At 56.6% G+C, this 13113-nt stretch carries 10 protein-coding genes; 8 read left to right on the top strand and 2 right to left on the bottom strand.

Annotation, left to right across the window (positions count from 1 at the left end; all coding sequences use genetic code 11):
- The first annotated feature begins 279 nt into the window (after window positions 1-279).
- The 5 genes from J7400_RS03530 to J7400_RS03510 all read left to right on the top strand — a co-directional run bounded on the left by J7400_RS03530 (window position 280) and on the right by J7400_RS03510 (window position 6261).
- Window positions 280-1863 carry an ABC transporter substrate-binding protein gene (locus J7400_RS03530; RefSeq protein ID WP_209059412.1) on the top strand — a complete coding sequence of 528 codons (1584 nt, stop codon included), beginning with the start codon at window positions 280-282 and terminating at the stop codon, window positions 1861-1863.
- Window position 1864: 1 nt separating this feature from the next.
- On the top strand, window positions 1865-2821 hold the full coding sequence (locus J7400_RS03525) for an ABC transporter permease (RefSeq protein ID WP_209059410.1): 957 nt from the start codon (window positions 1865-1867) through the stop codon (window positions 2819-2821).
- Between the two features lie 12 nt (window positions 2822-2833).
- Entirely contained in the window at window positions 2834-3649 is an 816-nt protein-coding gene (locus J7400_RS03520; RefSeq protein ID WP_209059408.1) for an ABC transporter permease, read from the top strand.
- Window positions 3646-5283 (top strand): ABC transporter ATP-binding protein, encoded by a 1638-nt coding sequence (locus J7400_RS03515; protein WP_209059406.1) that lies wholly within the window; start codon window positions 3646-3648, stop codon window positions 5281-5283. The genes J7400_RS03520 and J7400_RS03515 overlap by 4 nt, the downstream gene beginning before the upstream one ends.
- 141 nt (window positions 5284-5424) lie before the next feature.
- A complete protein-coding gene (locus J7400_RS03510; RefSeq protein ID WP_209059403.1) occupies window positions 5425-6261 on the top strand; it encodes an alkaline phosphatase family protein in 837 nt (278 codons plus the stop codon).
- Here the strand turns inward: J7400_RS03510 and J7400_RS03505 are convergent.
- On the bottom strand, window positions 6253-7581 hold the full coding sequence (locus J7400_RS03505) for an aspartate aminotransferase family protein (protein WP_209059393.1): 1329 nt from the start codon (window positions 7579-7581) through the stop codon (window positions 6253-6255). The genes J7400_RS03510 and J7400_RS03505 overlap by 9 nt on opposite strands.
- Complete coding sequence (locus tag J7400_RS03500; RefSeq protein ID WP_247738577.1) at window positions 7578-8408, bottom strand: 3-keto-5-aminohexanoate cleavage protein; 831 nt, start codon at window positions 8406-8408, stop codon at window positions 7578-7580. The genes J7400_RS03505 and J7400_RS03500 overlap by 4 nt, the downstream gene beginning before the upstream one ends.
- A gap of 110 nt (window positions 8409-8518) precedes the next feature.
- Here J7400_RS03500 and J7400_RS03495 point away from each other — a divergent pair, with 110 nt between their 5' ends.
- The 3 genes from J7400_RS03495 (at window position 8519) to J7400_RS03485 (ending at window position 13112) form a co-directional block, all read left to right on the top strand.
- The gene (locus J7400_RS03495; protein WP_348540107.1) at window positions 8519-9385 is read left to right on the top strand and encodes a MurR/RpiR family transcriptional regulator; all 867 of its coding nucleotides are present in this window, start codon (window positions 8519-8521) and stop codon (window positions 9383-9385) included.
- 50 nt (window positions 9386-9435) lie between these two features.
- Window positions 9436-10398 (top strand): TAXI family TRAP transporter solute-binding subunit, encoded by a 963-nt coding sequence (locus J7400_RS03490; RefSeq protein ID WP_209059391.1) that lies wholly within the window; start codon window positions 9436-9438, stop codon window positions 10396-10398.
- Window positions 10399-10478: 80 nt separating this feature from the next.
- Window positions 10479-13112 (top strand): TRAP transporter permease, encoded by a 2634-nt coding sequence (locus tag J7400_RS03485; RefSeq protein WP_209059388.1) that lies wholly within the window; start codon window positions 10479-10481, stop codon window positions 13110-13112.
- Window position 13113: the final 1 nt, after the last annotated feature.

Genomic DNA, 13113 nt, shown 5'->3' with positions numbered 1-13113 from the left:
GGGGCGACACTCGCCTGTTTTGCGTGCAAACGAGGGCCAAACCGGCGATACATTGCCTGGCGCGCATACCTCTCTGAACCCTACAATTTTTTAAATGGCCATTTAATATGTCGGTTTCAGCGCGCAAAAGGCCGGTTTTCGAATACCCCCATTTCACAGAGTTCGCGGGCGTTTTGCCCCTCTAAAAACTTTGTCAGCCCTGCCACATTTTCCTTGCTTTGAGTCGCGTTCGGATCGCAGCATGTCAGAAAACGACAAAATCAGCATGGGAGTCTACAAATGAACAACGAACTTAAGTACCTGAGCCGCCAGGCGGCGTTGGGGAAACTGTCACGCCGCACCTTCCTGGGTCGTGCTGGCGCGCTTGGTGTATCCGCTGCCGCAGCCAACACAATGCTGTCCACCGCAGTTCATGCAGCAGGTCCACGAAAGGGCGGCACATTGCGCATCGGTCTGCAGGGCGGCTCCACCACGGACAGCATGGATCCCGCACTGGCGACCAACACCGTTGCCGTGAACCTGATCCGCATGTGGGGCGAGCCACTGGTTGAATTGACCGACGATGGCGGCCTGCAGGGCAAAGTCGCAGAGAGCTTTGAAGCTTCTGCCGACGCCAAGACCTGGACCTTCACCGTTCGCAACGGCATCACCTTCTCCAACGGTCAATCCGTGACCGCAGAAGATGTGGCAGCGACCATTGATCGTCACTCCGGCGAGGACACCAAATCCGGTGCGCTTGGCCTGTTGCGTGACATCAAAGGCGTCCGCGCCGACGGCCGCAATGTGATCATCGAGCTCAACAATGGCAATGCCGACCTGCCGTATCTGATGAGCGACTATCACCTGATCATTCAGCCAAACGGCGGCAAGGATGCACCGGACGCAGCCATCGGCACCGGCCCCTATATCATGAAAGAGATTGATATGGGCGTCCGCTTTGTTGCGGAGAAGAACCCGGACTACTGGGGTGACCTCGGCCACGCGCAGACCATCGAAATGCTGGTGATCAATGACAACACCGCACGTGTTGCCGCGCTGCAATCCGGTCAGGTTGACATCATCGACCGTGTGCCACCGCGCACCGCGGGTCTGGTGGCACGCGCGCCAAACATCACTGTCGCCTCCACCGCAGGCCCCGGCCACTATGTGTTTATCGCGCACACAAACACTGCACCGTTTGACAACCCGGACCTGATGATGGCGCTTAAGCACGGCATCAACCGTCAGGAAATGGTCGATAAGATCCTGTTCGGCTACGGCTCTGTTGGCAACGATACGCCAATCAACGCCGCGTACCCGATGTATCAGGAAATCGAGCAACGCGAGTATGATCCGGAGAAAGCCGCGGAGTACTTCAAGAAATCCGGCCACTCCGGTCCGGTTCTTCTGCGCACTTCCGACAACTCCTTCCCCGGCGCGCCGGATGCTGCGGCTCTGTTCCAGCAATCTCTGAAGGCGGCTGGCATCGAGCTGGAAATCAAGCGTGAACCAAACGACGGCTACTGGTCTGAAGTCTGGAACAGCAAACCGTTCTGCACCAGCTACTGGGGCGGCCGCTCCACGCAGGACCAGATGTTCACCACAGCGTATCTGTCCACCGCGGACTGGAACGACACACGCTTCAACAACGAACAGTTTGACCAGCTGCTTATCGCGGCACGTGCTGAGCTTGACCAGACCAAGCGTAAGCAGATGTATGCTGACATGGGCACCATGGTGCGCAACGAAAGCGGCCTGATCTGCCCGATGTTCAACGACTTCATTGACGCCTACACCGACAAGCTCGGCGGCTGGGTCGAAGGCGTTGCAGGCTTCTCGCTCATGAACGGCTACGCGGCACAGCGTATGTGGGTGACCGCCTGATATGTCGCTCCTTTTGAAACTTTTGGCCCAGCGCATCGCGCTGGGCCTCCTTCTGCTCTTCCTCGTCTCGATCCTGATCTTTGCTGGCACGCTGATCTTGCCAGGGGACGTGGCACAACAAATTCTCGGTCAATCCGCTACGCCTGAGGCTCTCGCCAACCTGCGCGAAGAGCTCGGCGTGAATGACCCTCCCGTACAACGCTATTTTGACTGGCTCGGCGGCCTTGTCCAAGGCGACCTAGGGACCTCTTTGACCAGCGGAAAGGCCATTACAGAATCCATTGGCAGACGCCTTGGGAACACATTGTTTCTTGCGTTCTGGGCAGCCATCATTGCTGTGCCTCTCGCGATTTTGCTGGGCCTGTTGGCCGTGCGCTACCGCGAACGCTGGCCAGACAAGATGATCTCCGCCGTTACCTTGGCTTCGATCTCCGTCCCTGAGTTTCTGATCGCCTATGTGGCCATCTTCTTCATTTCGGTTCGTCTGAGATGGGCGCCATCGGTGACAACCATCAACGACAGCATGAGCCTTGGTGAGAAGCTGCACACGATCAGCATTCCCATTGCCGTTCTGACCCTTGTTGTCTTGGCCCATATGATGCGTATGACCCGCGCTGCGATCCTCAATGTGATGCAATCCGCCTATATCGAGACGGCTGAGCTGAAAGGCCTGCGCATGTTCACCATCATCTGGAAACATGCCTTCCCCAACTCCATCGCGCCGGTTGTGAATGTTGTCATGCTCAACCTTGCCTATCTTGTGGTTGGCGTTGTGGTGATCGAGGTGGTCTTCACCTATCCCGGCATGGGGCAATATCTGGTGGATCACGTTTCCAAGCGCGACATTCCTGTGGTGCAGGCCTGCGGCTTGATATTCGCAGCGGTCTACATCGGCATGAACATGATTGCCGACATTGTCTCCATCGTAACCAATCCGCGTTTGCGGCATCCGAAATAGGGAGGTCTCCAGATGAGAATACCCATCGCCGCCCTGATCGGGCTTTTCTTCACCGCGCTGTATTTCCTGGTGGCCATCTTCGCCCCATGGGTCGCGCCTTATGGTATGGCTGAAATCGTCAGCCGCGACGTGTGGTTACCGCCCTCCAGCGAGTTCCTGCTGGGCACGGATAACCTCGGCCGCGACCTGCTGAGCCGTATGATCTACGGCGGGCGCACCACAATCTTTATCGCGACCGCAGCCACCATTCTGAGCTTCACCACGGGCTCCGTCCTCGGTTTCCTTGCCGCTGTTCTTGGTGGCTGGGCAGATCAGGCCATGAGCCGGTTTGTCGATCTGATCATGTCGATCCCATCGCTGATCTTCGCACTTGTGGTGCTGTCAGTCACACCTGTGACCGTTCCGGTTCTGATCATCGTCATGGGCCTTTTGGACTCCACGCGCGTATATCGTTTGGCACGTGCTGTGGCCGTTGACATCAACGTCATGGACTATGTGGAAGCCGCCAAACTCCGTGGCGAAGGCCGCGGCTGGATCATCTTCCGCGAAATCCTGCCCAACGCGCTCTCCCCGCTGATCGCGGAAATGGGCCTGCGCTTTATCTTCATGGTGCTCTTCGTCTCCACCCTTTCCTTCCTGGGCCTGGGTGTGCAACCGCCGCAAGCGGACTGGGGCGGTATCGTGAAAGAAAACGCTGACGGCATCGTCTATGGCATCGGTGCAGCCCTCTACCCGGCTGTGGCCATCGCCACACTCGCGATCTCCGTCAACCTCGTTGCGGACTGGATCCTGAACCGCACCACATCGCTTAAAGGAGGCCGCGGATGAGCGACAAGCTTCTAAAAGTCCAAGACCTCAAGATTGGCGCGACGGTGTACCCCCCCGGCGAAAAGCCCCATGATATCGAAATCGTGCATGGGGTGAGCTTTCAGCTGGAAAAAGGCAAAGTGCTTGGCCTCATCGGTGAATCCGGTGCCGGTAAATCCACCATTGGCCTGGCCTCCATGGCCTACGGCCGTGGCGGCGTCAAAATCACCGGTGGGGAAGTCTGGGTCAATGGCCGCGACATCCTGAAATCCGGGCACGGCGACATTCGCAGCCTGCGTGGCGGTGAGGTCACCTATGTCAGCCAATCCGCTGCGGCATCCTTCAACCCAGCCAAACAGATCATGGATCAAGTGATTGAAGCTGCCGTGGTGCAAGGCAAGTTCTCCAAGAAGGAAGCCGAGGCGCGCGCCGTTGAACTCTTCCGCAAGCTTGGCCTGCCGGACCCGGAGAACATCGGCAATCGCTACCCCCACCAGGTTTCCGGGGGCCAGCTGCAACGCTGTATGACTGCGCTTGCGCTCTGTCCGGAGCCGGATCTGGTTGTGTTTGATGAGCCAACCACTGCGTTGGATGTGACAACACAGATCGACGTGCTTATGGCGATCAAAGAGGCCATCCGAGACACGGGCGTCGCCGCGCTTTACATCACCCACGATCTCGCGGTTGTGGCGCAGGTGAGCGACGATATCCTTGTGCTCAAGATGGGCGACATGGTCGAATATGGCCCCGTTGATCAAATCATCAACGACCCTCAGGAAGATTACACCAAAGCGCTCGTCTCGGTTCGCTCGATCGACCACCAGGAAAAAGAGGCGACCCCTGAGCCGGTTCTTAAGGTTCAGAACATCACCGCACGCTACAAGGGCACCAACTTTGACGTTCTCAAGAACATCAACGTCGAGCTTCACCCCGGTCAAACCCTCGCGGTTGTGGGGGAAAGCGGGTCCGGCAAATCAACGCTGGCTCGGGTGATCACAGGGCTTTTGCCGCCCAAAAATGGGACCATCCATTTTGCTGGCCGCGATCTTTCCCCTGACCTTGATGGGCGTTCGCGCGAAGATTTGCGTGAGCTCCAGATGATCTACCAGATGGCCGATGTCGCGATGAACCCGCGCCAAACCGTGGGGACGATCATTGGACGCCCGTTGGAGTTCTACTTCGGTCTCAAAGGCGCAGAGAAGCGCAAGCGTATCATTGAGCTTCTGGATGAGATCGAAATGGGCGAGAAGTTCATTGACCGTTATCCGGCAGAGCTTTCGGGCGGCCAGAAACAACGTGTGTGTATTGCCCGTGCTTTGGCTGCGAAGCCCAAGATGATCATCTGTGACGAGGTGACAAGCGCGCTCGATCCACTGGTGGCGGATGGCATTCTGAAGCTGCTGTTGGATCTACAGAAGATCGAGGACGTCGCGTATCTCTTCATCACCCACGATCTGGCCACGGTGAAGGCGATCGCGGACTCGATTTCCGTGATGTATCAGGGCGAGGTTGTCAGATACGGCGGCAAGACCGACGTGTTGAGCCCGCCATTTGACGACTACACCGATCTTTTGCTGAGCTCTGTACCGGAAATGAAACTCGGCTGGCTGGAAGACGTCATCGCGCACCGCAAAATGGAAAGCGCCGGGAACTAATTCCAAACGCCAAAATGAAAAAGTTGGGCGATGTCATCAAGACGTCGCCCTTTTTTATTAGCCGGACCCAGATTGTCGCATTTGCAATAGTTCTTGAAAGCGGAACTGGCGACCGTGGACCGGACGGAAAGGGAGACTCAGATGGACCGGAAACTTTTGCTCATCATTCTGGACGGCGTGCCTTGGCGCAATTGGGAACGTCTGTTTGGCAACCTTGAAGGTTGGGTTGCAGACGGCACCGCCCAAAAGTGGAAAATGCGTTCCGTTCTGCCCTCTACCTCTGCAAGCTGTTACGCGTCGATCCATACAGGCGTTACGCCGCAGGAACACGGCTGCACAGGCAATGGCAACGTATTTCGGATCAAACAGCCAGATGTATTTGGCCAGGTGCGCAAGTCAGGTGGCGTGACCGGCGCAGTCGCGCATTCGTTCTGGTCGGAGTTCTTCAACCGGCACCCCTTCGACTATGTGCGCGATGTGGAATATGACGAGCCCGAAAGCGAAACGATCAACCATGGCCGTTTTCACTCCATGACGGGCTACGGCATGGCCAATCAGATGACACCTTCGGATGTGGATCTTTTCGCGACGCTGACGAACCTCTGCCTGAAGCGCGGCCTGAATTACGGCATGCTACACACCTGTACGCTCGACAGTATGGGGCATCGTTTCCAACACGACAGCCACGAAATGGATCACGCCTGTTTTGTGATGGACGAGATGCTTGCGCCCTTCATCCCGAAGTGGCGCGCACTTGGGTATGAGGTGATCGTGACGGCGGATCACGGACAAGATGCACGCGGGCATCACGGCGGTCGCGACCCACTGCAGCAGGAGTTCGCGCTCTACTACTTTGGAGAGGCACAAGGCCCTGAAGCGGATACGGTTATCGATCAGCTGCAGCTGGCCCCCACAATCCTGTCGCGCCTTGGCGCTGAGATCGCGGAGACCATGAGGGCTGCCCCATTCCTAGGCTGAGGGCAGCACCGCATTAAACGCGGTCTCAAGCGCATCACAGATCAATGGGATATGGGCATCTTCCATTATGAACGGCGGCGCAAGCAGCACATGTGCCCCGTTTTGCCCATCGATTGTCCCTCCCATGGGATAGCAGATCAAACCCGCCTCAAAGGCTGCAGCCTTGAGCTTCGCCGCAATGCCAAGAGCAGGATCAAAGGGCACCTTGGTTTCGCGATCCGCCACCACTTCAAGACCAAGGAAAAGCCCTCTGCCACGGATGTCACCGATGTTAGCGTGCTGCCCAAACCGCTCCTCAAGAGCAGCGCGCAGTTTTGCGCCCTTAGGGGCAACCTGCTGAACAATACCGTCATCCACCAAGCGTGTTAGCACGGCATGCGACGCCGCCGCAGCGGTCGGGTGGCCATTGTAGGTGTGACCATGTTGGAAAAAACCCGAACCATCCCGGATGGTGTCGTAGATCTCGGCTGAGCAGAGCATCGCACCGATGGGTTGGTAGCCGGCCCCGAGCCCTTTTGCGACCGAGCAAATGTCCGGAGTGACGTCGTCCTGCTCACAGGCGAACAGTGTACCGGTCCGCCCCATGCCACACATGACTTCATCCAAAATAAGCAAAACGCCGTTGGTGTCGCAAATCTCGCGGATCCGTTTGAAATAGCCCTCAACCGGCGGCACCGCGCCCGCCGTCGCGCCCACCACAGGCTCCGCGACAAAGGCCAATACGTTTTCCGCACCCAGTGCGTCTATGGCCTCCTGGAGTTCATTGGCGACGCGCTGGCCATAGTCAAAAGCCGTTTCACCGGTTTCTTGGCCACGATAGGCATAGCAAGGTGAAATGTGGTGGGTGTCCATCAACAGCGGCGCAAAGGGTGCGCGGCGCCATTGGTTTCCGCCTGTCGCAAGCGCACCAAGCGTATTGCCATGGTAGCTCTGGCGCCGAGCAATCACATGACGACGACGCTCCTCGCCCTTCTCAAACGCATATTGCCGCGCGAGCTTCAGCGCGCTTTCCATCGCCTCAGAACCACCTGAAACGAGATATACGCGATCCAGCCCTTTAGGCGCGTTCGCGACGAGCTTTTCTGCCAGAGCTTCCGCCGGTTCTGAGGTGAAGAAACCAGTGTGTGCGAAGGCGACAGAATCCACTTGGGCCTTTATCGCCTCTGTCACAGCTGGATCAGAATGGCCAAGACAAGACACAGCCGCTCCACCGGACCCATCGAAATAGGCTTTACCCGTGGTGTCATACAAAAACGGCCCCTCACCTCGTGCCACTGTGGGCAGGGATTTCTTTGAGTGCCGGGGAAAAACAAAACTCATGAGACTGTGACCTTTTTCAAAAGCGGGCGGCCCAAAGCCTGCGCCGCATCTACTGCGCGGCGAATGTTCTCCGCGTTGTCTTCCGCCAACGTGCCATCAGGGCGTTGGATGTTGTTTTCAAAACCGATGCGTATGTGCCCGCCAAGCTTGATCGCGGCTTCGGCAACCGCATGTTCATTTTGCCCAAAAGCGCACACCGTCCAGCGATCAGCGATTTGTTCGGCACCAGCGGCAAATGGTGCAAGTTCTGCAACTTCGGCCAATCGCGGCGGGGTATAGCGACCCAGCACCAGCAGAACATCAGATTGGCTACGCTCAACTACAGCGGCGTTCTGCCAACGGGCAAGCAGTTCCAGATCTTTCCTGTCGTACAAAATGTGCTGGACCTGAATGCCTGCTTCTCTGGCAAAAGCATAAACCATGGGGGCCAGTTCCATATCACGCGACATTTCCCGTACCGACACACTCGCCGCCTGCGGAACCAACTCTTTCAACGCAGAAAACTGCTCTTCGACATTGTACTTGCCGGCAGCTTCCGTCGTCACTTGAATGCCCAAATCGGGCGCCGTCTCAGCAATTGCAGAAATCGCCTCACGATAGCGGCAGGCATCAAGAGAATGGGCACCGCTGTCATCGCGGACGTGGAGATGAATTTCATCGGCGCCCGCATCTGCACACTTTTTAGCCGTTTTGGAAATTTGATCTGTTGTAATTGGCAGCTGTGGATGATCTATCCGCCCGCGCCGGGCTCCGTTGGGGGCGACGGTTATCTTTAGCGGCGCCATTGTCTGCCAGTTCAAGGTTTCTTCAGGCAAATGCACAGTCATGAGGTCTCTCGTTTTGCTTCACGCTCACGGATCGCAACGCATGAAACAAATGTTCCAATTGTTGACATCCGTTAAAACAACAGCATAACCTGAGTCAATAGGAGGGACACGTGAGCAACGCCAACCGTCTTCAAGAGCGGGTTGCTGAAAGCTATGCTGGCTTAAGCGTCAAGCTTAAGGCTGCTGCTGATTACGTCGTGCACAATCAGATGGAAGTCGCCACGCGCTCTCTCAGATCAGTCTCGGCGGCAAGCGGCGTCTCGCCTGCCACGCTTTCGAGACTGGCCAGAAGTCTCAGCTTTGACAGCTATGAAGGCATGCGCGAGCTATGCCGCGAAGCGGTTGGAGAGCGCTCCTTGTCTTTTGCGGATCGCGCTGAGCAGCTCACAAGCGATCCTCAGCCCGACCAATCCATGCTCGACCGGCAGGCGGCTGCTTGCGTGCTGAACATCTCAAAACTCAGAGAAAATCTGAACCAAGACCGGCTGAAAGCTGCCGTTGATGCGCTGAAACACGCCAGAAGTGTTGTTTTGTTTGGCGCCTTTGGCTCGACCGGGATCGTAGAGTACATGGCTTATTTGGCCAACTATTTCACCACCAACTGGACCCTTGCCGGGCGCATGGGCGCTTCTCTTGGCGCGGCGTTGTCCACACTGGCAAAAGAAGATGTTCTCCTCATAGTCACCAAAACGCCTTACGCCAAAAAAGCGGTGCGCGCGGCGGAATCTGCCCGCGCTTCGGGCGCGACGGTCATCGTTATCAGCGACAGCCACGCCTGTCCCGCGATTGAGTTTGCAACTTTTCCCTTTATTGTTCCGTCAGATAGTCCACAATTCTTCTCGTCCTATGCTGCGACTCTGTCTCTATTGGAGACCATGATTGCCATGTTGGTCGCACAGTCAGGCGAAGACGCAAGCCGCCGTATCCGCGACGTAGAACGCCGGAACCAAAGCTTGGGCGAATTCTGGAACGACTGACCACAACAACACTAGAATTACTCAAACCATCATCAACTAGGGAGCCTAAGATGATTTCGAAACTTAAACTGGCGGGCGCCGCCATAATTGCCTCCATGGGCATTTCCGCGGGTGCATCCGCACAGGAGTTTATCTCCATCGGCACAGGCGGCGTGACCGGCGTCTATTACCCAACTGGCGGCGCGATCTGCCGTCTGGTGAACAAAGGCCGCAAAGAGCACGGCATCCGCTGTGCTGTGGAATCCACCGGTGGTTCTGTTTACAACATCAACACCATCAAAGCCGGCGAACTTGAGTTCGGTGTTGCGCAATCTGACTGGCAGCACCACGCCTATAACGGCACTTCCAAGTTTGCAGACAACCCATTCCCTGACGTGCGCGCTGTGTTCTCTGTACACCCAGAGCCGTTCAGCGTGATCGCACGTTCTGATGCGGGCGTGAACAGCTTTGCTGACCTTAAAGGCAAGCGCGTGAACGTGGGCAACCCAGGTTCCGGCCAGCGCGCCACCATGGAAGTTGTGATGGAAGCCTATGGCTTCACCATGGACGACTTTGCTCTCGCAACCGAGTACAAAGGTTCTGAGATGGCGAAGCAGCTGTGTGACGGCAACATCGACGCGATGATCTACACCATCGGTCACCCTGCCGCAGCCATTAAAGAAGCCACCACCACTTGTGATGCGAACCTCGTAAACGTGACCGGCCCGGAAATCGACAAGCTGGTTGCCGATAACCCGTTCTACCGCGTCGCAACCATCCCAGGTGGCATGTACAAAGGCACCGATGGCGACACCACCACCTTTGGTGTGGGCGCAACCTTCGTGACCTCCGCAAAAATCTCTGACGATGTTGTCTATGTGGTGGCGAAATCTGTGATGGAAAACATCGAAGACTTCCGCAAGCTGCACCCGGCGTTTGCCAACCTTGACCCCAAAGAAATGGTTAGCGACGGCCTGAGCGCACCAATCCACCCAGGTGCGGAGAAAGCATACAAAGAACTCGGCCTGAAATAATTCGGGTTCAAATCTCTAAAAACTACAAATGCGCCCCAGAAATGAGGGCGCATTTGGCCAAGGGCTAGACGAGGACAAAAATGGTTCAGGACCCCAATAAAGATGGCGCTGCTTCCGCCGATGCTATGGTCGCAGAAGTCGACACCGGCGCGCGCAATGCCACGGGTTTTCAAGGAAAACTCATCATCGCGATCTGTATCATCTGGTCGTTGTTTCAGCTCTATATCGCGTCCAAACTCCCCGGCACGCTCGCCCAACTCACCGGGCTTTCTGATTTTGCGAATGTGGTCAGCCAAGCGCGCTATATCCACCTCGCTTTTGCGATGTCACTGGCGATTCTGGCCTTTCCGATGTTTAGAACATCGCCGCGTGATCGCATCCCGCTTTATGACTGGCTGCTCCTGATCATCGGTGTCAGCGCCTGTCTCTACCTCGTCTTTTTCCGCTACCAGATTGCGGATCGTCCCGGCCTCTGGACCAGCACAGACATCACCATGTCTGCTCTTGGCATGATCGTTTTGATGATCTGCGTGTATCGCTCACTTGGCCTGCCGCTGGTCATTATTGCTGGGGCCTTTGTGCTCTTTGCCTTCTTTGGCGGCAACTCAGAATGGGTGCGCGAGATCACCAACTATGGGGGCGCCTCGCTGTCCAAGGCACTCGGCCATTACTGGATGCAAACCGAAGGTGTCTTTGGTGTCGCGTTGGGTGTCTCCACCACAATGATCTTCCTCTTTGTGCTGTTTGGCGCACTGCTGGATCGCGCAGGAGGCGGCAACTGGTTCATCAAAGTGGCCATTGCCCTCCTTGGCGCGCTGCGCGGCGGCCCGGCCAAAGCCTCGGTTCTCAGCTCCATGATGACCGGCATGATCTCCGGCAGCTCGATTGCGAACACCGTCACCACCGGCACATTCACCATCCCACTCATGAAGCGTATTGGCTTCCCTGCAGAGAAAGCCGGCGCGGTTGAAGTGGCCTCTTCGACCAATGGTCAGCTGACCCCGCCTGTCATGGGGGCCGCAGCCTTCCTGATGGTTGAATATGTGAACATCCCCTACATCGACGTGGTCAAACACGCCTTCTTGCCTGCGGTGATCTCATACATCGCGCTGCTCTACATCGTGCATCTCGAAGCGCTAAAAATGCAGATGCAGGGTCTGAAGAAGGCCGGTCGTCACATCGGACCGATCATGATCCTCGTGTTGTTCCTGACCGGCTTCATCGGCCTTGGCGCGATCACTTTCGCAATGATCGGGATCCGCAATGTGCTGGAGCCAATGGTGGGCGACAGCATCTATATCGCCGTAGCACTGGTTGCCGTGATGTATCTTGGTTTGCTCTATGTGGCGTCAAAATATCCAGACATCGCAATGGATGATCCAGACGCGCCATTGGCGGCCCCTCGTCTGACACCAACGCTTTTGGGTGGGGCTTACTATGCGCTGCCAATTTTCATTCTGGTTTGGAACCTGATGGTGAAAACCGAGAATCTGGATCGCTTGTCCCCAGCGCTCTCGGCCTTTTGGGCGACAATCTTTATGATCATTGTGGCGGTGACACACCGCCCGATCAAAGCGTTCTTCCGCGGCGAAACGGCCGTGAACGCCGCTTTCACCCAAGGCTGGAACGACTTTGTTCAAGGCCTGATCATGGGGGCTCGGAACATGATTGGAATTGGCGTGGCGACCGGTGCTGCAGGCATCATCGTTGGCACCATCAGCCTCACCGGTGCTCACCAAGTGATTGGTCAGGTGATTGAGGTCATCTCTGGCGGTAACCTGATCATCCTGCTGCTTCTGGTGGCAGTGCTGAGCTTGATCCTTGGCATGGGCCTTCCAACCACTGCGAACTACATTGTTGTCAGCTCTCTGATGGCACCTGTTATCGTGGGCGTTGGTGCACAAGCCGGCTTGGTTGTGCCGCTCATCGCGGTCCATATGTTTGTGTTCTACTTTGGCATTTTGGCGGACGACACGCCGCCTGTGGGCCTTGCCGCCTATGCGGCGGCTGCGATCTCGCGGGGCGATCCGATCAAGACCGGTGTGCAGGGCTTTGCCTATGACATCCGGACGGCTCTTCTGCCATTCATGTTCATCTTCAACACTGATCTTCTGCTGATTGACGTGAGCTTTGGAAAAGCCGTTTTGGTGTTCTTTATCTCGCTCATCGCGATGCTGATATTTGCGGCCGCGACCCAAGGCTATTTCATAGCCAAATCCCGAAAATGGGAAAGCGCGGCGCTACTCTTCATCGCCTTCATGCTTTTCCGACCGGATTTCTTCCTCGACCAAGTTTCAGAGAAGTATCAGACCATGGTTGGACCGGAAGCGGTGCAGCTGGTCGGCGAACAGCCTGAAGGCGCGCTGGTGCGCTTTAAGGTCGAAGGACCGGACTTTGACACCGGCGATAACCGCGCCACCACCGTCACGATGATCTACCCAGGCGGCGATGCGTTGACGGCGATGTCAGACGGCGGCCTGAGCGTGTTTGAGGAAGATGGTAAGCTGCTGCTCGAAGAGCCTTTCCCCGGCACGCCCTACTTTGGCCAGTTGGGCACAGAGTATGATTACTACGGCGATCAGCCTGTGGTGATCTCGCAAGTGCAAGTTGAAAACGAGCGGATGCCAAAAGAACTGTTCTTCATTCCGGCGCTGCTTCTGCTTGCAGGCTTGATGATGATCCAGCGGCCACGCGCCACACAACCGGCGTTCTAAG

It is taken from the genome of Shimia sp. R9_2, assembly GCF_017743735.1.
Lineage (GTDB): Bacteria > Pseudomonadota > Alphaproteobacteria > Rhodobacterales > Rhodobacteraceae > Shimia.
The sequence above is the reverse complement of the archived record's forward strand: the minus strand, read 5'-3'. Positions and strand labels throughout refer to the sequence as shown.

What these genes read in the sequence shown, in the direction of transcription:
- J7400_RS03530 (WP_209059412.1), top strand. Translation starts at nt 280, where the DNA reads ATGAACAACGAACTTAAGTACCTGAGCCGCCAGGCGGCGTTGGGGAAA.
- J7400_RS03525 (WP_209059410.1), top strand. Translation starts at nt 1,865, where the DNA reads ATGTCGCTCCTTTTGAAACTTTTGGCCCAGCGCATCGCGCTGGGCCTC.
- J7400_RS03520 (WP_209059408.1), top strand. Translation starts at nt 2,834, where the DNA reads ATGAGAATACCCATCGCCGCCCTGATCGGGCTTTTCTTCACCGCGCTG.
- J7400_RS03515 (WP_209059406.1), top strand. Translation starts at nt 3,646, where the DNA reads ATGAGCGACAAGCTTCTAAAAGTCCAAGACCTCAAGATTGGCGCGACG.
- J7400_RS03510 (WP_209059403.1), top strand. Translation starts at nt 5,425, where the DNA reads ATGGACCGGAAACTTTTGCTCATCATTCTGGACGGCGTGCCTTGGCGC.
- J7400_RS03505 (WP_209059393.1), bottom strand. Translation starts at nt 7,581, where the DNA reads ATGAGTTTTGTTTTTCCCCGGCACTCAAAGAAATCCCTGCCCACAGTG.
- J7400_RS03500 (WP_247738577.1), bottom strand. Translation starts at nt 8,408, where the DNA reads ATGACTGTGCATTTGCCTGAAGAAACCTTGAACTGGCAGACAATGGCG.
- J7400_RS03490 (WP_209059391.1), top strand. Translation starts at nt 9,436, where the DNA reads ATGATTTCGAAACTTAAACTGGCGGGCGCCGCCATAATTGCCTCCATG.
- J7400_RS03485 (WP_209059388.1), top strand. Translation starts at nt 10,479, where the DNA reads ATGGTTCAGGACCCCAATAAAGATGGCGCTGCTTCCGCCGATGCTATG.